Below are 21,038 nucleotides of genomic sequence, written 5' to 3' on the forward strand. Positions count from 1 at the left end.
TTTACCAAAAAGACAGGTATCAGATTAAGATATTCATCAGGTAATGTGCTCATGCTAACATGAGCAAAAAAAAGTGACAATGTCTTCAATGGACAGTACAAAGCCAACAAGTAAAAAACTGAATAGGACAAGATAGAACAAGAAACGTAGTTCTTTTTCCAATTATCAATAAACGCCCCCATTTTAGTGGGGGCAAATAGTTACAAGAGAAGAGATTAGTTCCTTCCTGAAGGAGCTGCTAGTTCCTTAACAGTATGTTCCAGAGCATCAAGTTTTTCTTCTGAGTCTGTTTTAAAGAACAAGAAATTACCTGTAACAGCCTTATTGATAAGTCCTGCAACTACAAACCCTACTCCAAGACCTGCGATAAATAGAGCCAGGTTACCCAGGATTTCCTTCCATCCACGATGAGTTTCCAGAACAGGGCGAACTTCCGCTATGACCTCAGTGCATGCGTCTCCAAATTCTTTCAGAGTACTGTTCTTGTTCACATAATGGTCTACAGCTGCAGCAGTAATCGCCTCATGCAGTTTATAGGCTGAATTGGATGCTTCTTGAACCTGTGACGCTTTTCTAAAGTTATTTTGCTTCCGTAATTCAACAGCATAATAATGCATATTAATGCTTTTTTGGAGAATTAAATCCAATTGAACCTGAAGTTTTTGTGGAATTTCTTGATGCGAACCATTAACAGGTTGATCTGCCTCTAAGGTTCCAACCACATCGAGTGTCTCTGCATGACCAGCTGGAATTGTTACGTTTTCAAAATCTGATTTAACATCTTGTTCATGAGATGCTAAGTCCACTTCAGTTTTAATGTCAACAACCTCATTGATAGGATTTTGTACTGGTCTGGATTCTGCTCTATGAGGATCAAAATTTGGATCAAACACCTCAAGTTTCTTTATTTTTTTACAATTCGCTACAACACTCTCTCTTTCTTCCAAACTGATATCTTGATTGAACATGCATTTGGTTAAAATGGTTTTTACCTCATACGCATAACTTAATGATTCAAAAGAGTGATTACTATTTAATGAGCTAGTCATGGTGTTTGATGAATTGACGGTAATCAAAGAAAATGGCAACAAACATTCAAATTGAACTTCTGGATAGGATGTAGCTTTTAAAGATAAAAACGGGATGAGCTTTTTATCATTTTTATCAATTTCTTGTATACGTATCGTATAAGTATCTCCTCCATTGCCAGCATATTCAATCAATAATTTGCCAATCTTGGCTATCCCAAGATCATGACGTGATGCGTGCTTAGGTAAAATGACGAAATCTTCATCTTCATATAACCTGATGTCTAATTCATCAGGACTTATTGCTTGTAAATCTGAAATATTATACATGTGAGTCCATGCAGCGACATATTGATCACCTACTTTTTTATAAGAGGCACTAGGACTTACCATCCGCTCCAACTCACTGATTTTTTTTACAGGACGTTCATACTGTCTCCCTTCATTACCTATAAACGGATAAGCCCTTGACATTGCAACAAAATTTTTAAAGTCAAAACGAGGCTCAAAATCCGGATATAGCCTTTCGAAGTCTTCAAAGGTCGCTACATTACTTAAATCAAGCTCCGAAATATCACATTTTGCGCTCGATTTTGACGCTAGACTGCTACTAACAGCTGCAGACACAGGGTTAACTAACTCTTGAACACCACGTACGTCAGTAACCTCAACCTCATTAACAGATTCAACAACTTTAATTATGGGCCTCTCTTCAGCGAGATGCATCACTTCAGCACTTAATGGCTGGTTGTCTCTCTCAAAGGCTGCTTGTTTTCTATGGACACTTAACTCTTGGGCTGCATAGGCTGAGAGGCTTAATGCACATTGCTCTTTAAATACTCGAACAATATTCTGGGCAGTGAGTATTGATGTAACAGAACCTCCATGACCATCATAAACACCTAAAAACACAGGATTTTTTGAATCAAGGGTTAATGATTGAACAGCAACGGACACATTATCATTGGAGCCCTTCGCCAATGCACTGGCTGAGAGTGCTTCTGCCAGTTCACGTGGGGATAATTGCGTCCCTTTTGCTTCCTCAATTTCCTTTAAGTTACTTAATAAAAAGGCTTCATGATCTTCTTTAGTTTGCTTTTTTTCCCCTGCTGGTTCCGTATAACCATCACAGGTACTGATGATTTGTATTTTATCAATGTTCTCTTTATCAATGTTACAATCAGCAGCAATTTTATCAAAATTTGTAATATCTATAGTGGACTCAGCAATAAGCCATCCTTTCTCTTTATAGTAATCGTCCCCAATTGCACGTGAAACTGCAATGCTACCAATAGAAGGTTTTTGTGGTATAAAAGCTACTCTATTTTTGACAATACGACCACCAGCAGCTTCAACTCGGGCTGTTTCTCCTGGTAAAGTTGGATTATGTGTAACACTATTTAAACGGATAACATTAATCACCTTGCCATCCTTGCCATAAACCGCAGCAAATGAAACTGTATCAGCAAGGGTCGCCGTAATTAAATTACCTTTACCATCGTAGATGGTTGTTGATGCTGTCGCGCCTGATTCATCCCGTTGTTCGTCAATAATCAGATAACTTGTCCATAAGCGGTGACCAATTTGTTCAGGGCTTAATGAGGTCAATGTCCCTTTTGCCGTTAAATCTGCTTCAGACAGCAAATGCCAGACTAAAGTGTCTTCTTGCTCTGATCTGTTGCCTTGATTTTCGCAATAGCCAAAACCATATTCTGCATTTTCACCCGATACCACCGGATTATCCTGGTCAGGTAGGGATATAATAGTTGTGTTTTCTTTTGACATAATTTAACTCCTTTCAGTTGGATTTAGTCGTAATATTCTTCAAATCAATAATGATGAAATTACTCAATTTTGACCATAATTTGTTCTGGTCTCAATTCAAATTTTAAAGAAAGGGGCTTAACAAATAATGAGTCAAAGTGTTCATATGTAACATTGGGTATACAGAATATGAATAATTCAATTTAGTTTTAAGATAGATGCATTCCCATCTGATAATGCGTACCAAGCAGAACATGATGTGCCAATTACCAGTTCAGGGATCTTCATATTGATTTCATTGAATTAGATACTAAAAGGCAGTACAAGTTCGATTTATCAGCGTAATTCTATCTACTGGAGAGATAGAACAATTGTACTTACTACTATTATGGATATATTTATCGATCGTCAAGAGATTAGATGGTTATATGGAATTCGTTAGGAGGTTGAGACCTATTTTCAATAATAATCATATTCGCATTGAGAATTTTAACGGATAGATACTCCATTTAAGCAACCGTAAAACTCTCTCCACAACCACACTGGCCAGTTTGATTAGGATTATTAAAAATAAACTTATAATTTAACCCCTGCTTGACATAATCAACATGCATGTTTTTAAGAAATGGGACACTGGACTTATCAATACAGATTAAATAGTCACCAGACAGAGTCATCACAACATCCCCTTCCAATGGCGATTTTACATAATCCACTACATAAGACAGACCTGAACAACCTGTTTTTTTAACAGACAATCGTACACCATGATTATCAGGGTTTTTATCCAAATAGGAAACCAGGTGCTTAATTGCGGATTCAGTTAAAGTAATCCCCGGATCAACATTGCTGACGTGTTGCATTACCACGCTCATGATTCATACCCCTCTAGTTTCTTCTTCATCAATATCAAGCTCTCTTTATAAACATCTTCTATGAGTAAAGCAACAGGATATTGGCTTATCGGAATTTCCAACTCATTAATTAACAACTGATAATTAACGGACTCTGGTTTCAATACATCAGTGCCTTCAACCCTTCGACACAACCATTCCATAGCGGCAATAACAAAAGGATTTCCATTCGCCTTGAAACACGCCTTAGTGATCAATCCGATACGTGAACATTGAATGTATAAATCAATAATCACTGTCGGTTTTTGCTGTTCAATTCTATAGTAACTAACCAACGGTTCTGTTAAATCAAGAATTCCAACATGTCTGGGTTGAAAAAAACAATCCTGCACTATTTTATTATACATCATATTGGTAACATTTCACGCAATCGATTCACCTGATGGCAAATTACTGATATAGCCTTATCAATTTGTTCTTTTGTAGTAAATCGTCCTATCGATAATCTGATGGAGCTTTGCGCCATATCATCGGTCAGACCAATAGCTCTGAGGACATACGAGGGCTGTATACTTGCCGAGGTACAGGCTGAAGTAGTAGAAATAGCCAATTCCCTCAATGCTAATAATAAAGCGTCCCCATCCAAACCCGAAAAGGACATATTCAGGTTCCCGGCAATACGCATATCCTCATTACCATTTAATTGAATTCCTGCTAAATGTCTGACGCCAGCCCATAATTGCTGTCGATAAGCCAGTAGACGGCTCTGCTCTTCTTCCCGTTCCTGTTCCGCCAACGCAAATGCTTCTCCAAAACCGACTATCTGGTGAGTAGCCAGTGTACCAGAACGCAAACCACCTTCATGGCCACCGCCAAAAGTTTGAGGCTGTAATCTGATACGAGGTTTATGTCGAACGTATAAAGCCCCTATCCCCTTGGGACCGTACATTTTATGTGCTGAAAAGGACATTAAATCTACTGGAAGCGTTCCTAAATCTATGGCTAACTTTCCTGCGCTTTGCGCTGCGTCAACGTGAAAAATGATGCCTTTGTTTTTCAATAATTCACCAATTGCCGCAATATCCTGAATCACACCGATTTCATTATTAACATGCATAATAGATACTAAAATGGTGTCTTCTCTCAGTGCGTTTTCAAGTTTTTTTAAATCAAGCAAACCATCCGATTCAGGTTGGAGGTAGGTAATCTGAAAACCTTCTTTTTCTAATTGATGAAAGCTGTCCAGTACTGCTTTATGTTCAGTACTCATGGTAATGAGATGCATTCCCTTATTTTTATAAAATCGCGCTGCACCTAGAATCGCCAAATTATCAGACTCTGTGGCACCAGAGGTAAAAACTATATCCTGGGCTGATGCGTTTACTGCATCCGCAATGTGTAAACGAGCCCTCTCAACTGCAAGGGCAGCTGTTTTGCCATAAATATGCGTAGACGAAGCCGGGTTACCAAAATGGCCATCTGGACCTAAGTAACGGATCATGTGTTCTATAACTCGGGGATCAACGGGTGTAGTAGCCATATAATCCAAATATATTGGCAAATTAGACATCAATGTCACTCCTGTTTTTTTTGCCAGCCCATTCCAGAGATTTTTGAACCTGACTCAGTATCCCACGTAAAATGCTGACTTCCATTTTTTCCAAAATAACTCGATTAAATAATCTCCGAACTCGTTGCATTAATCGTCGGGGATTAGCGGCTTTCAAAAATTGAATTTCAATAAATACATCTTTTAAATGATCATAAAACTGCTCGATTTCATCCGCAGTCGCATATTCATCAGTCCGTGATGAAACTTCAGCTTTTGGCGATAACAGATTCATTCGTATTTCATATGCCATAATCTGAACTGCCTGTGCCAAATTAAGTGAACTGTATTCAGGATTACTTGGAATATTGATATGATAATGACATTTCAATAACTCTTCATTTGTAAGTCCTGCATGTTCTCTGCCAAATACAATAGCTACCTGAGTGTTATCGGATTGTCGTCCAATCAGCTCCGCGCTCGAAACAGGAAGTAACCCTGGCAAAGAAAGACCTCTCGGTCTCGCGCTGGTTGCCAGAATTAGCTGACATCCACTCAGCGCTTCCTCTAGAGTATTGGTAACTACGGCTGTTTCTAATACATCATCTGCCCCAGCTGCCATTTCCTTGGCTTTATAATCTGGAAATGACTTGGGTGTGACCAGATAGAGGGAATTTAAACCCATAGTTTTCATGGCACGAGCTGTTGAACCTATATTTCCTGGATGTGAGGTTGCAACTAATACTATACGGATTGAACTTAACTTCATAAAAAAAACTTATATTTAATACTTTCTCTAACTATATCACAGCATTTATTGATTGGACTTCTCTATGTACAAAAAATTTGTGGTAGAATTGCTGATTTTGTAGATAAAGAGTATATCCATGGAACCACTTTTAAATATAGCAGTCAGTGCAGCACGTCAAGCCGGCGAAATCATTATCCGACACATGGAACAAGTGGACCGCTTAAAGATTACAGCTAAAAACAGTCAGGAGTATTTTAGCGAAGTGGATATAAAGGCAGAGCAAACCATTATTAATGCAATCCATAAGGCTTATCCAAAACACGGTATTCTTGCAGAAGAAAGTGGCTTTCAGGAAGGTGATGGTGAATCAGTCTGGATTATTGATCCCCTGGATGGCACTTCCAATTACTTACATGGATTTCCATTTTTCTCCGTTTCCATTGCTTTGAAAATTAAAAACAGAATTGAACATGGTGTTATTTATGATCCACTACGTCATGAATGTTATGCTGCCAGCAGAGGTCGCGGCGCTCGATTAAACGATAGACGAATCAGAGTATCCAAACAAACGCTATTAAGCGCATCACTTCTTGGTACCGGTGTGCCCTTTCGTAACCTCAGTCTGGCTCAAAGATATTTACCGACTTTCGAAGCATTAATGGGTAAATGCGCTGGGGTTAGAAGAACGGGTTCCGCTGCTCTTGATTTAGCTTATGTTGCCAGTGGTCGTCTTGATGGATTCTGGGAATTGGGTTTACGTCCCTGGGATATCGCAGCAGGCTCTCTATTAATTAGAGAAGCAGGAGGTTTGATTAGTGATATTCATGGCGGAGAAGATTTTCTGCAAAACGGTGATGTGGTTGCGGGTACACCTAAAGTATTCAAATCACTGCTACAGACGATTGCTCCAGCATTGAAATAATACGGTTAAGTCAGGGGATGTAACAAGTCATCAATTCATTTCCAACGTTTCACGACGTCGATGTTGGAATGATCAACACACTCTCAGGCAGTCATCCTCGCGAAAGCGGGAATCCATTAAGCAAACACACTCAGGTTCTAATGTGATGCATGGATTCCCGCCTTCGCGAGGAAGACGGATCATTTAGAAGCACATCGCAAAACAGCAATATAGAAATTGCCGACAACTCCTACTTCAAGCCTGGTTTCACTCCAAAACTTAAAGGTAATTCATCAGCCATAGCAGTACCAATATTTTGAGTTACCCGTTCAAAGAAGTTTTGTTTTTGGGTGTAGTCAATAATATTATCTATCTTGATTATTTCACGTGCCACCTGACCACTACTGCCATACCCATCAATCAAACCATTTGCCAGTGCCTGCTCACCCGTCCAGAATAAGCCAGAAAACGTATCTTCATCGATATGCAAACGGCTGCCTCTTCCTTCTTTCACCCGATTGATAAATTGTTGATGAATTATGTCGAGCATGGTTTGCAGTTTTTGTTTCTGAGCATCAGTAATCGGTGAAAACGGATCCAAAAATCCTTTATTAGTACCCGAAGTAACCAATCGGCGGGTTACTCCGATTTTCTCCATGCCATCAACGAAACCAAATCCATTGTATAATACGCCTATAGATCCCACCAGACTTGACGGACTGGCATAAATACTGTCAGCAGCTACAGCAATATAATATGCGGCTGAAGTACACATATCCACACAGACAGAATAGATTTTGATGTTAGGATACCGTGCTTGATAATACTTGATGGTATTATACATATACTCAGCTTGAACAGGGCTGCCACCCGGACTGTTAATCCTGAGAATTAAAGCATTCAATCCTTTATTTTTATAAGCGCTTTGCATTCCTTTGGCAAAATTATCCGAACTTGCGTTCTTTGAATCAAAAATCTCTCCATTCAAATCGATTAAACCAACATGGGCTTTTGTATTCGTGCCCGTGCCATCACTACTGTATGAGAAAATTTTATAGCCTATAAACGCTATAATAAGAACATACAGAGTTCGTGAAATCCATCGCCATCTACGCTTCCTCTTTTTTTCTTTCATATAATCAAGAACAATTTGATTAAGCAAAGATTGCGAATCTACATTAGAATTAGGTAATTCATTATTCATTTTAAGCTCTTGAAAAAATTAAAACTGTCCCCATTTTACGGCAGTAAGAGATGAAATAATACCCTAATATAACTATAAAAGGTGAAGCTATGCGAATGGACAAACTAACTTCTAAATTTCAAATGGCTTTGGCCGATGCCCAGTCATTGGCGCTAGGTAGAGATAATGGATTTATAGAACCCGAACACTTAATGAAAGCTTTATTGGATCAACAGGGAGGTAGCTGCAGACCCCTGCTCACAAAAGCAGGCGTCAATATCGCACTCTTAAGAACACTTTTAGATCAAGCTTTGGAAAAATTACCTAAAGTGTCTGGAACTGGTGGAGATATCCATATATCAAATGCCCTCAATCGACTGCTTAATCTAACGGATAAACTATCCCAACAACGAAAAGATAATTTTATATCCAGTGAATTATTTGTTCTGGCAGCAATTACTGAGGACAGTTCGCTCGCTAAAATGTTAAAACAGGCTGGTGGCGACGTAAAAGCCATTGAAAAAGCCATTGATGATTTAAGAGGCGGCGAAACAGTAAATGACGCGAATGCAGAAGAACAGCGCCAGGCTCTTGAAAAATATACTCTTGATCTGACCGAACGGGCTGAACAAGGGAAACTGGATCCGGTCATCGGTCGTGATGATGAAATACGTCGTACCATTCAGGTTCTGCAAAGAAGAACCAAAAATAACCCCGTTCTCATCGGCGAGCCAGGCGTTGGTAAAACGGCTATAGTCGAGGGTTTAGCTCAACGGATAATCAATGGAGAGGTTCCAGAGGGGTTGAAAGATAAACGATTGCTTTCTCTGGATATGGGCGCGTTGATCGCTGGAGCAAAATTCCGTGGAGAATTTGAAGAACGGCTGAAAGCAGTACTCAATGATCTGTCGAAACAGGAAGGCCAGATTATTCTATTTATCGATGAAATTCATACCATGGTGGGCGCAGGAAAAGCTGAAGGTGCCATGGACGCCGGAAATATGCTTAAACCAGCTCTGGCTCGTGGTGAGCTTCATTGTATTGGAGCTACAACTCTTGATGAATACCGGCAATACATTGAAAAAGATGCAGCGCTGGAACGTCGATTCCAGAAAGTGCTCGTTGATGAGCCCAGTGTTGAGGATACTATAGCGATCCTTAGAGGATTAAAAGAACGATATGAAGTACATCATGGAATAGAAATCACTGATCCAGCGATAGTAGCAGCAGCAACACTGTCTCATCGATACATCAGTGACCGTCAGTTACCCGACAAAGCGATTGATTTGATTGATGAAGCAGGAAGTTTAATCCGTATGGAAATTGATTCCAAGCCCGAAAGCATGGATAAGCTGGACAGACGGTTAATCCAGTTAAAAATCGAAAGAGAGGCTTTGAAAAAAGAAAATGATGAAGCGTCCAAAAAACGTTTGGTAGATTTACAACACAGCATTGATGAACTGGAAAAAAACTACTCTGATCTTGAGGAAATCTGGAAGGCTGAAAAAGCAACCATGCAAGGTTCCACTCAAATTAAAGAAGCACTGGAACAGGCCAAACTTGAAATGGAAACAGCCAGAAGAGCCGGTGATTTGAGCCGAATGTCGGAATTACAGTACGGCCGAATCCCTGAACTGGAAAAAAGGCTGAGTCAGGTCGCCGCTCTGGATAGTGTAGAAACCAAATTAGTACGCAATAAAGTAACTGAAGATGAGGTTGCCGAAGTGGTTTCGAAATGGACAGGTATTCCCGTTTCAAAAATGATGGAAGGCGAAAAAGAAAAACTACTTAAAATGGAAGAAGCACTCCATAACAGACTGATTGGACAGAATGAAGCTGTCGATGCTGTTTCCAATGCAATCAGACGATCACGTGCCGGTTTATCTGACCCAAATCGTCCCATTGGTTCGTTCCTCTTTCTGGGTCCTACCGGTGTAGGAAAAACAGAATTATGTAAAGCTCTGGCCTCATTCCTTTTTGATACTGAAGAAGCCATGGTACGTATCGACATGTCTGAATTCATGGAGAAACATTCTGTAGCCCGATTAATTGGCGCTCCTCCAGGATATGTAGGATATGAAGAAGGAGGATATTTAACAGAAGCAGTAAGACGCAGACCGTACTCCGTAATTCTTCTAGACGAAGTGGAAAAAGCTCATTCCGATGTATTTAATATTCTATTACAGGTAATGGACGATGGTCGGCTCACTGATGGTCAGGGACGTACTGTGGATTTTCGCAATACCGTTATAGTGATGACATCTAATTTAGGATCTCAACTGATTCAAGAGATGGGAGACAAATTTGATTACAACCAAATAAAATCTGCAGTCATGGAGATGGTTGGACAGCATTTTCGCCCTGAATTTATTAACCGTATTGATGAAACAGTGGTGTTCCATTCCCTGCTTAAGGAACAGATCGCCAAAATCGCGGAAATTCAAATCTCTTATTTGCATCACCGGTTAAAACAGCAGGATATCAATCTGGAGGTTACACCTGAGGCGCTGGCCTATCTGGCTGAAGCAGGCTTTGATCCGGTATATGGAGCCAGACCTTTAAAAAGAACGATTCAGCAAAAACTGGAAAATCCTCTTGCTCAATCTTTATTAACTGGAACATTCCGCTCAGGAGAAACTATAAAGGTCACTTATAAGGAGGGGCAACTGCAGTTTACTGCGCATTAAGATGATGATTTTTATATTCAGAATTGTAGATGCGGGAAATCGGGATGAATAAAGACTGACGTTCCGCGACTTGTCCGACGTTATTGCAGATCTCCCGCGCTCTTTCCCCACTCTCCCACCACAGCGTGGGGGGAGAGGATTAACGTTATTGCTATTAAATTAAGCATTTGTAGCCTGTATTAATTAGCGAAGCGTAATACGGGGAAACAATTGTGTTTGTTGCCGCTTCGATCCTGTATTACGCTCCGCTAATACAGGCTACGAACAATAGTCAATTTCCATAATGGTAGTGAAGCTAAGATGAAGAAAACATCTGCTATTACGTCCACTGGTCTGGAATACGTCATTGGAATGACGATACATCAAGTGAAACATGCATCTTAAATAGAAAGACTACATCACTACAAATTTCTTCTCTTCAGGACTCTCTACTTCCTGTACTTTACATTTCTCCGTTAATTTAATAATGCAATTGCTAAGATAAGTATCCAAGCCGGAGCGATCATTAAAGTACTCATAATCTAAAACGACTGACGGATTATATTTCATATATTGTTGAAAAAAATAAGCGCCATTTAACATGTCTTTAAAAGTTAAATCGTCTGGTGACATCGAAATACCCAAAGCATTATGAAGCTCAAAAGACAACTCTCGCTGTATCCTACCTGATAACAATAATAAAGAATAACCACCCACTATCGTATAGGTTGCTGTATGTAGATTAGCCTTCGTCATAGAAGAGACAAACACGGAATGATCCATAGTTACAAGATTGTCCTCAATCATAGGGGTATATAACAGATCAGCAATCTTATCTCTAATTGATTCTGACTCTACATTCTTAATCAAATGTTGCTCTATATCAGCAATTTTTAATAATTTAAAATCCCGGTGATCTTTAGCTAACTGCTTACACCATTGTACTATAGTCTCTTCTGTTTGCTTCTGATCGGCATCGACCTGTCTAACTAAAGATTGAATAAATCTAATGGCTTTAAATTGCTGTAAAACCGCTTGTCCACGACTTAGATGTTCTTTGATAATCTCTTCCAGATAAGGTTGAAAATTTGGATCATCAGCATAGTGAGGGTATTTGAGAAATCGATCATTTAACTTCATATTCTCACGAAATGCAGTTAAAGCAGTGACTACGGTGGTTACATCAAGTTTTTCCAAATCACGCTTTCTGTAGTCTTTGGGCATGTCATCGGGAAGCCCCAGGGCTTTTCTTACTGCAACAAAGAGCTGGCAATTTCGTTCATCAAAAGGCTTATAAAAATAAGAGACATATGAATTAGATTTATCGTATTCTTTTAATAATCTAAAATATCGATGCAACAAAGCCCCCAGCAAAAACTGCGTAGCCTGTTTGCATTTATCTTCTTTGCCTTCTTTCAATATTTCCCGCAACTCGATACTTAACAGATTTAGAGCCTCCTTGACAGTGAGTCGATCGCTTTTACAATTAATAACACCATCAGTTCTGGCCAGGAGAATTTCCAGGGCGCTTGGTATAACTTGCTCCTGTATTGACGATGAAGATGCTGAAGGTTGAGCAACGGGGACAATTTTATACCTGCCGAGGGTAATTGAAAGCTTTTCATCCAAATTAAGAGTATCTGCTCTTAAACTTGGAAATGAGGGTGGAGTAAATGGCATACAACCTCCTTTAAGACTTATTAGTCATCCATATTGAACAAAACATACCACAATAAGCACCATACCATGAATCATCTGGAAGCACTCTGGAATTTCGAACTTCTTCAATTTCCCCTTGTATCTTTATGCCCAAACGATTATTTAAATCAGTATAAATTTTATCATCAGTTTTATGTTCATAAACATAAGAACAATATTGGCTCAGTGCTGTCAAACTTTGATTAAACACATCATTATTGAGATCCGACAATGAGCTGATACCTAAATCGTGTTGCAATAGATCGATAAAATTTTTATTTACATAAGAACAAACAGTTGAACTATAACGCGATAGCATCACTATGTATATTCCTATAAGCACCTTGTTTTTAAAATCTATAAACTCTTCAGGTTTAACTACTGAATGACAAAAAAATGATCTTACGTATAAAAGTAAACTGGCATCAAGATCCGTATTGAAATTATTGGCTATCATGCCAATAGTTATTGAGTCATCCAAAGAACCAGTGTCAGGTATTAATGCAGAAAAGAAGCCCATGCAGCCCAGATATTGAGAATTGCTTCGCGTTAACTTTCTGGTAAGTAGCATTGCGTTTTGCTTAAATACGGCAAACTCGAGCATGGCTGTCCTCCCGCTTGTGTTCACCCGCAAAAACAGCAGCGAGTAATTTGTCCCTAATAATCAAGACACCTTCATTTTTTATATCAACCTATAAAAAATATTGCAACTATTAATTTATCTATTTGACAACAAATATTTCAAATCGTTAAATTAACGCAGGGAAGTAACTGCTCAATGTCGTCATCCTTTACTACATTCAGGATGACGAACATGTTGAGAGTGACGAATAATCAACCGTCATCCCGAGTAAAACGAGGGATCTCCTGAATGTGGCAGGGAAATGATTCTTGTGCCACTTCGTGGAGATCCTTCACTACGTTCAGGATGACGAACATGTTCAGGATGACGAACTTATTCGGAATGACGAATAATAAACCGTCATCCCGAGTAAAACGAGGGATCTCCTGAATGCGGCAAGAAAATGATTCTTGTGCCACGTTGAGGAGATCCTTCACTACGTTCAGGATGACGAACATGTTTAGGATGACGAAAGAGATAGAGATTATAAATAACGCTGATCTATCGAGTGTACCAATTGTTGATGAATACCGTTGAATCCTCTGTTACTCATTACTAAAACAGCGTCTCCTTCCCTTACTATTCCAGTAATTTCCTTCACAATCTCATCGTTGTTTTTACAAATCTTATAAGGACAAGTCCATGCAGACACTGTTTCATTCAAATTAAAATCCTGTGGCTCCAGTACATATGCGCCATCGACAGGTGCCAAAGCATGCGCCATTTCGCCAGCATGAACACCAGTACGCATAGTATAAGAAGCAAATTCCATGACCGCAAAAATGCGCTGATGCCTTTTGCTACGGGTTAATGCATCAATCGTTTTGGTAATGGCCGTAGGATGATGTGCAAAATCATCATATACCGTGATGCCATGACGATTCGATTTTACCTCCAAACGTCTTTTAACCGGTGTAAAACGCTCCAGGGCCCTTGCGGCAACCTCAGGGCTCACGCCGGCATTGGCACTGGCAGCAATAGCAGCCAAAGCATTCTCCACATTAAACCGTCCAATCAAATTCCAATGGATCTCCGCTACTACCTTACCTGAATGACGTACTTTAAATGCTGAGCCACTCTCATCCAGCAGTTCAGCAGCCCAGTCTGCCTCACCCGTCAGGGATAACTCTTCTACTCGAGAATACTTACCACGAGCTAAAACCTCATTCAACGCTTTGTCATCACCTGGCTTTATAGCAACACCACTGGCTGGGATTGTTCTTAATAAAAAATGGAATTGCTGTTGAATGGCCGCTAAATCGGGATAAATATCCGCATGATCAAATTCAAGATTATTTAAAACTGCGACTCTTGGTCGGTAATGCATAAATTTGGGGCGTTTATCAAAAAAAGCAGAGTCATATTCATCCGCTTCGATAACAAACCATGATCCTTTGCCCAGACAGGCACTGGTATTAAAATCTGTTGCGACGCCACCAATCAAAAAACCAGGATTTAATCCTGCCTGATCGAGTATCCAGGCAATCATAGACGTAGTTGTTGTTTTTCCATGAGTACCCGCTACGGCTATAACCTGATATCGAGGTAAAATATTCTCTGCAAGCCATTGTGGACCCGAAGTATAATTTTTGCCAGCTTCAATAACGGCCTCCAAAACGGGCATTCCACGTTTGATGGCATTGCCAACGACCACCAAATCTGCTTGCAAAGCCTGTGTGCTGTCTTCATATCCTTCTGTCCAGGTGATACCTTTGGCTGCAAGCAAATCACTTACAGGCGGATAACAGTTAGCATCACTTCCGGTAACTTTAAATCCAGCATCCCTCGCAAGCAAAGCTAAAGCACTCATGAACGTTCCACTTAAACCTAATACATGTAAATGTGTCATAATTTCATCGCCAAAAAGAAACCGTTAATACATTAACTGCAATTAAACCAAAAGCAGCCAAAACAGATTGAACATTGGTACTGTCCATTGCAGATTTATAGATATAGGCAGTTATTACAAATTGCCATACAGACAAACCCAGAGTTACGAATAAATATATCACAGCAATAAATAAAACGAGTGGATTTTTTAAACTGGTATGTTCCAGGTAGGGATCAACTAAAAATAAGGGACTGGCCAATAGATGAATAATGGCATGCGAGGTGCATAAACAAGTCACTGTCTGCACCCATCGCGAACCAAGACCTCTAAAATAAAGAATGGCATAAGTATACAATACAAAAGAAAAAACCAAACTTACTGCAATCAAAGTGGTAAGTAACAAATCATCAGAGAACTCAAATTCTGAAAATCTCCATTGAAGGGTCATTACCAAAGTTAAGAATAGAATACTGATACCCAATAAAAAATGCGAATAGGGGGTATTGTCAGGAGTTTCCTGAAACCTGATAAGCTTCCAATAGACTAAAAATAGTGATGCCAGCATAATTAAATCATTTCTTGATAATTTTCTTTTCAATGCTCAACTGCTGAACTATAGGTTGATTCCATGGACCCGAAACCTTATAACTATATCCAGTAATTTTCTGCATACTTTGATTAATAATCTTATTTGCTACCCAGGCAGCAAGACCAGCAATAGGACCACCCGCTATGGTAGCAACTATTGGCAAACTGGCAGTGATGTGGGGCGAAATACTCAAATTCAAATCATACAATCGACGAACCAAATCAAGATCCCCTTTCATACTGGCGTATGCAACAGGTCCATCAATATAACTGTCCTGTGTATTCATAATGCCCTTTTTAACGGTAAAATTACCCTTAAATACATCAAAACTGTAGCCTTGATGAGAGAGATCACTAAAGTCGAGTTTCAAACGTCTTGGAATGGTTTGTAGACTCAAAATACTTAATAGCTTTCCTAAACCGAGTTTTTCCTCGGTTTCAGGGCTCAAATGAGTTATTCGGCCATTTTTAAGCTGCAGGTACATGGTTCCATTTAATGAAGCTAAAGAAAAATCATACAAAGTACCATTCCAGCCTCCATTAAATTCCATATCGCCTTTGCTGGCATCAACCGCGGGTGTAATCTGCCAGAGCTCCAGGCTTTTAGCCAAATCTTTTAAATGCAATTTAACCTGCAATTTCGATTGATTGACCTTTCCTTTCTGTGTCCATTCGCCATTAATATTAACCTGATAAAATGATGAATCAATTCTACAGTAATCAATAAACCACCGTTCTGGAGAGGATTGACTCTTCAAGGTCATATTACCGATCCGCTTTGTCCCTATCGAGAAATTATCGATACGTAAATTGAGGTTAGGAATGTGATCAGGACTCGATTTATCTGAGCCCTCAGAATAATTTCCCGTTTTTTCAAATGAAGCCAAATGTAAGTACTTAATAAATCCACTCAGTGAATGTGATGCAGAACGATAAGTCAAATCACCTGATATGTTGTTCTGATTCAGATTAAATGACCAATCTCTTCCAGGAAGGACTTTAGCTTTCACAGTCATATTATCAAAATGTTGATTGAGAAAACTTAACTTGCCCAATTTGACATTAATTATTCGTAGTTGGTCTAATAAAGAAGTTCCTGTCTGCTCGGTAGCAAAAGTATCATATACTTTTTTCCATTCATATAAATCAAAACCGGCTAAAGTACCGACTACGGACAAACCCGGTTTATCTTGATAGATGGCTTCTGAACTCCCTAATCTGATTTGCCCAGACTTAAATTCAAATGCTCCGTTATGTTCCTGTAACAATACATCTGAACTTAAGCGACCGTTATAATTTGATCGTAATCGTATTGCTTTTTGAGGATTAAAATCCAGTTTAACTTCCAATGGCACCTGAGTATTAAACGGTTTTCCCATTGGGGAGGGAAGATTAATAGCTAATCCCTGCAAGTTGGATTTTAGTATAATACTGTCCATATCATTAGGATCATCAGTCATTTTAATTGTCGCATTGACTGAAAACATCCCTTTAAGAACCGATAATAAGGGAATATTAAACTGTTTTTTTAATGAATCCACTGTACACTCACCCTCAACGAGTACGGACGTTTCGGGTTCTGGTTTTTTAACGGATTGAATTTTGATATTTAAAGGAAAGCCAAATGCATTGGCTACCAAAGCACTATGGGTCACACCGTCTTCATCAAAAGATAAGTCACCGCGTACATCCTCAACTTTAACTGATCCTACCTGATGTTTCACTGAAACTGTGTTATTTTCAAAAGACAGATCTCCTCTAACGAGGTTATCATCATTTTCAGGATATAAAGGCAGTTCCACACGTAAATTTAATAAGATCAAACCATCAACTGCCAGCCTTTTTAATGCAGCAAGTTTTTGTTTTAATGGGGATGACATCACAAAATTCATCATTTTTTGTGCCTGTCCATGGATAATTCCATGAATTAACAGCGTTTCTTTATCCTTGCCAATATCATCAATACGAAAATTCATTTGATTCACTGGAACACCTTGAAAATCACCATGCACCAGATCAATTTCAAGATTGCGATTTTTTAACCGAATATAACCTTCCAGATCTTTAATTAGCTGCCATTTGGAAGTAATGAATAATTCCCCTCCGCTGGCATGACTTACTATAGTAAATTCCCCATTATTATTATCAAATGGGAAATCACTAGCCATACCATTCAATCGTATTGTTCCAGTTGCATTGGCTATTTTTTTGATGTCAGTGGTTAACCATAGATACAATTTAGGTTTCAAATATTCTTTTGGTAGGTACGCAGCCCATTGTTGCAAATTTTTGCCAGAAAAATCAACATCAAGACGGACATGTCCAACAGATTGCTGGGTTACCTGATCAAGCACACCCTGTGCGCTAATCGTCAAATCAGGTTTGCTTAAAATGAATCGTTCAATACTTACCCTTAAACCATTGCTTAATTCCTTCCACTCAAATGCTCCATTAAAAAGATCCAATTGCTGTTCGGGATAGTTTTTTATTTTAACAGTAGTATTCTCTGAATCCAGCTCAAGTCGACCTTCCTCTGGCTGCCAGTTTATTGCACCTGAGAGGTTTTCCACCGCTGGAATAGAATTTATTGGGTTCCAACCCAGATGATCAAATCGGGTAAGGATATAATTTACTTCTTTATCCTTTATGAAGACCTGAGTATCAGTCAATACACCATGTGGCTTTGCCTGTAATAAAGGAAGTAGCGAAGAAGGCCAGTTTATTGCGTCTGTTAACAACGATTCAATAATTATTGATTTGACAAAGATCTGATAACGATGTTCCGATTTGTTGTAGTTAATCAACAATTGATTCTCTGGCCAACTGATTCCGGCAGCACGCAATTTAATATGATTGGCCTGAAGCTCCCATCCTGTAACTTTAGGTTTCCATGCTAGATTTGCATAGAAAGATTGGATTAACTCACTCGTTTTCCTATTGGTTAAACGCCAGGCTAATCGTTTAAATTTCACCTGAGCCTGAGCTGAAGTAACAGTTCCTTTATCCAGATCCAGCCACACAGCTATGTCACCTTTCCCCCCTTCCAATTGCTCAGTGGTTTTTGGAAAAACAGTTTGCCATTGAGCGGGGACTATATGTTTTGCAGCGAAATAGATTTGCCCTTGAGTATGATCAATATGATTGGGATCAAACCGCAAATCACCCAAGAGTTGAAAATCAGTACTGTCTGTTTGCTCAAGCCGTGCTTCACCTCTAATCTTGTACCGACCACTTCGATTAACAATGGAGACATTAAGGCCGCTAACCGGAATAATTCCACCATCGCTAAAATAAAAATGGGCTGAAACGTGTTTGATTATTAACCGTTCTTGTTGGGAAAGCCAACCTAGAATTTGCTGTGTCCGTTCTGGAGTAAATTCATTATCTTTAATTGAAGCGGGAGAAATACCATCAATTTTCCAATGACCGTCTTTCTCACGGAACATAAGATGGATATCATCTATATAAAGAACTCCCGGCTGAATACGCCAGTACCAAAGTGATTTGAATAAGTTAATCCCTACCAGCAGCTGCTCCAAATGTAATGCTTTTTCTTTACCATCCTGAATACTCAGATGCTTTAGCTTGAGTACCGGTTGAAACCAATACCATCCTGTTTCCATCGTTTGAATAGTAACTGGTTGACCTAAAAGAAGAGTTAAATGGTGTTCTACTTCACCTTTATATTGTTTCGCCCATGGGGTTAAAGAGCGGAATATGCTTGAAAAAACAGCCGCTAATATAATTAGGATAGCCAGTGCTATCCAGATTTTCTTTATTATATTATTCACCGAAAGGATTCGATTGATCATAAGGTTTTTTACTATACCATTGCTTTTGAGCATACTCATCACTTTCTTTTTGATCTTGACGCTCTAATTTGATTTGTTCCGTTTTTTTAACCCGTTCAATAAGTTTGGCTACACCTTCTTCAGCCGCTTTTGCATGTTTGTAGTTCAACTCCAGCTTACTTCTTGCTTTAGCAAGATGAGCCAAATGAGAATTCAATTGTATTAGAGCTGTATCTAAATGACTAATAAAATCAATACGATTTCTTAAACGCCCTACTGTGCTGCCCTCATTGCCTATTTGCTCCAATTCATGCAAATAATCCTGTCGATACATTACAAGCTGATCATGACGTGATTTATTTTGATTAAATTGTTCTTTGGATTTTATTAATTCCATTAAAGATTGATTTGTTATTTCTCTTTTTAACTGAAGTAACTGAATTAAACGTTCCAATCGCTGACTCATTAATTACCTCCAATAGAGGTTGAAATCAATTGTGAAAGATTTAAGACACTTTCTTTATAATTTACCTGCTCATTGATGCCCTGGGCTATATACTCTTTAAATCGGTCTATAACCAATATGGCTTTATCCAGCAAAGGATCACTTCCCTTTGCATAGGCTCCAAGCAATATCAAATCTTTATTTTTTTCATAGACGGAAACCAGTTTTTTAAATGATAGTGCGTCTTTCATATGCTCTTTAGTAACTATAGACTGCATCACTCGACTGATTGACGCTTCCGTATCGATAGCGGGATACTGTCCTTCTTCAGCAAGCGTTCTGCTTAAAACAATATGACCATCCAGGATGGCTCGTGCGGCATCAGCGATCGGATCTTGCAAATCGTCTCCCTCAGTTAATACTGTATAAAATGCCGTTATTGAACCTTTTCCTGGCATGCCATTTCCTGCTCGCTCAACTAATTTGGGTAGTTTGGCAAATACGGATGGAGGATACCCTTTAGTTGCTGGTGCTTCTCCAATTGATAAAGCGATTTCTCTTTGTGCCTGAGCAAATCGAGTCAGTGAATCCATGAGCAGCAGCACATGCTTTCCCTGATCACGAAAATATTCGGCAATGCTGGTGGCGACCTTTGCGCCATGCAATCGCATTAAAGGACTTTCATCTGCGGGTGCTGCAACGACAACAGCCCTTTTAAGGCCTTCTTCTCCCAGATTAAACTCTATAAACTCCTTTACTTCTCTACCGCGCTCGCCTATTAAACCGACAACGACCACATCGGCATTCGTATAACGGGTCATCATCCCTAACAAAACGGATTTTCCTACCCCGCTTCCTGCAAATAACCCGATTCGTTGCCCCCGGCCTATAGTTAATAAGCCATTGATAGAACGAACTCCAACATCCAGCGGAGTGTCCACTGGGGCTCTTTTTAACGGATTAATAATCGGACCAATAAGCGGATAGGAATGGACCAACTCCAGCGAAGGTCCTTCATCAATCAATGCCCCTGAACCATTTAATATACGTCCTAATAATTGAGGGCCAACTCCTACCTGAGCAGTTCGCCCAGTTGGACTGATAATCATTCCTGGAGCAAGACCTTGTATCGCTCCAATAGACATTAAATACACACTCTCATTACTGAACCCTACTACCTCAGCTTCAACTGAACGTGAATCATCTATAGTAACAAGACAACGTGCACCAACAGGTTGATTAAATCCTTTAGCCTCAAGAGTCAATCCTATAGCACGACTTATCCTGCCACAATGCAATAAACCAGAGTTTTTTTTCTGTGTGATATCTGAAATGATCTGATGTAATTTTGACTTATAAAGAGTCAT

At 39.3% G+C, this 21,038-nt stretch carries 16 protein-coding genes; 2 read left to right on the top strand and 14 right to left on the bottom strand.

The genetic code is table 11. From position 1 onward, the window contains the following. Nucleotides 1–215: 215 nt before the first annotated feature. From IZU94_RS03275 to trmJ, 5 genes are all read right to left on the bottom strand, one after another. On the bottom strand, nt 216–2,813 hold the full coding sequence (locus IZU94_RS03275; RefSeq protein WP_203107973.1) for a PP2C family serine/threonine-protein phosphatase: 2,598 nt from the start codon (nt 2,811–2,813) through the stop codon (nt 216–218). A gap of 488 nt (nt 2,814–3,301) precedes the next feature. Then, a complete protein-coding gene (locus IZU94_RS03280; protein ID WP_203107974.1) occupies nt 3,302–3,667 on the bottom strand; it encodes a HesB/IscA family protein in 366 nt (121 codons plus the stop codon). Continuing rightward, nucleotides 3,664–4,056, bottom strand: a complete 393-nt coding sequence (locus tag IZU94_RS03285; protein ID WP_203107976.1) for an iron-sulfur cluster assembly scaffold protein — start codon at nt 4,054–4,056, stop codon at nt 3,664–3,666. Before IZU94_RS03285 ends, IZU94_RS03280 begins: the two co-directional genes overlap by 4 nt. Then, nucleotides 4,053–5,216, bottom strand: a complete 1,164-nt coding sequence (locus IZU94_RS03290; RefSeq protein ID WP_203107977.1) for an IscS subfamily cysteine desulfurase — start codon at nt 5,214–5,216, stop codon at nt 4,053–4,055. The genes IZU94_RS03285 and IZU94_RS03290 overlap by 4 nt, the downstream gene beginning before the upstream one ends. Next, nucleotides 5,209–5,964 carry a tRNA (cytosine(32)/uridine(32)-2'-O)-methyltransferase TrmJ gene (gene trmJ / locus IZU94_RS03295; protein ID WP_203107979.1) on the bottom strand — a complete coding sequence of 252 codons (756 nt, stop codon included), beginning with the start codon at nt 5,962–5,964 and terminating at the stop codon, nt 5,209–5,211. The genes IZU94_RS03290 and trmJ overlap by 8 nt, the downstream gene beginning before the upstream one ends. A 118-nt stretch (nt 5,965–6,082) precedes the next feature. Here trmJ and IZU94_RS03300 point away from each other — a divergent pair, with 118 nt between their 5' ends. Further along, the gene (locus IZU94_RS03300; RefSeq protein WP_203107981.1) at nt 6,083–6,868 is read left to right on the top strand and encodes an inositol monophosphatase family protein; all 786 of its coding nucleotides are present in this window, start codon (nt 6,083–6,085) and stop codon (nt 6,866–6,868) included. Nucleotides 6,869–7,097: 229 nt separating this feature from the next. Here the strand turns inward: IZU94_RS03300 and IZU94_RS03305 are convergent, their stop codons facing one another. Beyond that, a complete protein-coding gene (locus tag IZU94_RS03305) occupies nt 7,098–8,051 on the bottom strand; it encodes a S49 family peptidase (protein ID WP_203107983.1) in 954 nt (317 codons plus the stop codon). Nucleotides 8,052–8,140: 89 nt separating this feature from the next. Here IZU94_RS03305 and clpB point away from each other — a divergent pair, with 89 nt between their 5' ends. After that, the gene (gene clpB, locus IZU94_RS03310; RefSeq protein WP_203107985.1) at nt 8,141–10,717 is read left to right on the top strand and encodes an ATP-dependent chaperone ClpB; all 2,577 of its coding nucleotides are present in this window, start codon (nt 8,141–8,143) and stop codon (nt 10,715–10,717) included. A gap of 393 nt (nt 10,718–11,110) precedes the next feature. Here clpB and IZU94_RS03315 read toward each other — a convergent pair whose 3' ends face one another. From IZU94_RS03315 to fliI, 8 genes are all read right to left on the bottom strand, one after another. After that, complete coding sequence (locus IZU94_RS03315) at nt 11,111–12,376, bottom strand: type IV secretion protein Dot (RefSeq protein WP_203107987.1); 1,266 nt, start codon at nt 12,374–12,376, stop codon at nt 11,111–11,113. Between the two features lie 10 nt (nt 12,377–12,386). Continuing rightward, a complete protein-coding gene (locus tag IZU94_RS03320; RefSeq protein WP_203107989.1) occupies nt 12,387–12,998 on the bottom strand; it encodes a hypothetical protein in 612 nt (203 codons plus the stop codon). 230 nt (nt 12,999–13,228) lie between these two features. Continuing rightward, on the bottom strand, nt 13,229–13,435 hold the full coding sequence (locus tag IZU94_RS03325) for a hypothetical protein (protein ID WP_203107991.1): 207 nt from the start codon (nt 13,433–13,435) through the stop codon (nt 13,229–13,231). A 65-nt stretch (nt 13,436–13,500) separates the two neighbouring features. After that, nucleotides 13,501–14,868, bottom strand: a complete 1,368-nt coding sequence (gene mpl, locus IZU94_RS03330) for a UDP-N-acetylmuramate:L-alanyl-gamma-D-glutamyl-meso-diaminopimelate ligase (RefSeq protein ID WP_203108109.1) — start codon at nt 14,866–14,868, stop codon at nt 13,501–13,503. A gap of 1 nt (nt 14,869) precedes the next feature. After that, nucleotides 14,870–15,412 carry a hypothetical protein gene (locus IZU94_RS03335; RefSeq protein WP_203107993.1) on the bottom strand — a complete coding sequence of 181 codons (543 nt, stop codon included), beginning with the start codon at nt 15,410–15,412 and terminating at the stop codon, nt 14,870–14,872. 7 nt (nt 15,413–15,419) lie between these two features. Next, nucleotides 15,420–19,247 carry a YhdP family protein gene (locus IZU94_RS03340; protein WP_203107995.1) on the bottom strand — a complete coding sequence of 1,276 codons (3,828 nt, stop codon included), beginning with the start codon at nt 19,245–19,247 and terminating at the stop codon, nt 15,420–15,422. Further along, on the bottom strand, nt 19,219–19,692 hold the full coding sequence (gene fliJ, locus IZU94_RS03345; RefSeq protein WP_203107997.1) for a flagellar export protein FliJ: 474 nt from the start codon (nt 19,690–19,692) through the stop codon (nt 19,219–19,221). The genes IZU94_RS03340 and fliJ overlap by 29 nt, the downstream gene beginning before the upstream one ends. Continuing rightward, the gene (gene fliI / locus IZU94_RS03350) at nt 19,692–21,038 is read right to left on the bottom strand and encodes a flagellar protein export ATPase FliI (RefSeq protein WP_203107999.1); all 1,347 of its coding nucleotides are present in this window, start codon (nt 21,036–21,038) and stop codon (nt 19,692–19,694) included. Before fliI ends, fliJ begins: the two co-directional genes overlap by 1 nt.

It is taken from the genome of Legionella bononiensis (genome assembly GCF_016786215.1).
GTDB lineage: Bacteria > Pseudomonadota > Gammaproteobacteria > Legionellales > Legionellaceae > Legionella > Legionella bononiensis.

Bases quoted from the DNA above. Each gene is read 5' to 3' on its own strand.
- IZU94_RS03275 (WP_203107973.1), bottom strand. From the start codon at position 2,813: ATGTCAAAAGAAAACACAACTATTATATCCCTACCTGACCAGGATAAT.
- IZU94_RS03280 (WP_203107974.1), bottom strand. From the start codon at position 3,667: ATGAGCGTGGTAATGCAACACGTCAGCAATGTTGATCCGGGGATTACT.
- IZU94_RS03285 (WP_203107976.1), bottom strand. From the start codon at position 4,056: ATGATGTATAATAAAATAGTGCAGGATTGTTTTTTTCAACCCAGACAT.
- IZU94_RS03290 (WP_203107977.1), bottom strand. From the start codon at position 5,216: ATGTCTAATTTGCCAATATATTTGGATTATATGGCTACTACACCCGTT.
- trmJ (WP_203107979.1), bottom strand. From the start codon at position 5,964: ATGAAGTTAAGTTCAATCCGTATAGTATTAGTTGCAACCTCACATCCA.
- IZU94_RS03300 (WP_203107981.1), top strand. From the start codon at position 6,083: ATGGAACCACTTTTAAATATAGCAGTCAGTGCAGCACGTCAAGCCGGC.
- IZU94_RS03305 (WP_203107983.1), bottom strand. From the start codon at position 8,051: ATGAATAATGAATTACCTAATTCTAATGTAGATTCGCAATCTTTGCTT.
- clpB (WP_203107985.1), top strand. From the start codon at position 8,141: ATGCGAATGGACAAACTAACTTCTAAATTTCAAATGGCTTTGGCCGAT.
- IZU94_RS03315 (WP_203107987.1), bottom strand. From the start codon at position 12,376: ATGCCATTTACTCCACCCTCATTTCCAAGTTTAAGAGCAGATACTCTT.
- IZU94_RS03320 (WP_203107989.1), bottom strand. From the start codon at position 12,998: ATGCTCGAGTTTGCCGTATTTAAGCAAAACGCAATGCTACTTACCAGA.
- IZU94_RS03335 (WP_203107993.1), bottom strand. From the start codon at position 15,412: ATGCTGGCATCACTATTTTTAGTCTATTGGAAGCTTATCAGGTTTCAG.
- IZU94_RS03340 (WP_203107995.1), bottom strand. From the start codon at position 19,247: ATGATCAATCGAATCCTTTCGGTGAATAATATAATAAAGAAAATCTGG.
- fliJ (WP_203107997.1), bottom strand. From the start codon at position 19,692: ATGAGTCAGCGATTGGAACGTTTAATTCAGTTACTTCAGTTAAAAAGA.
- fliI (WP_203107999.1), bottom strand. From the start codon at position 21,038: ATGACTCTTTATAAGTCAAAATTACATCAGATCATTTCAGATATCACA.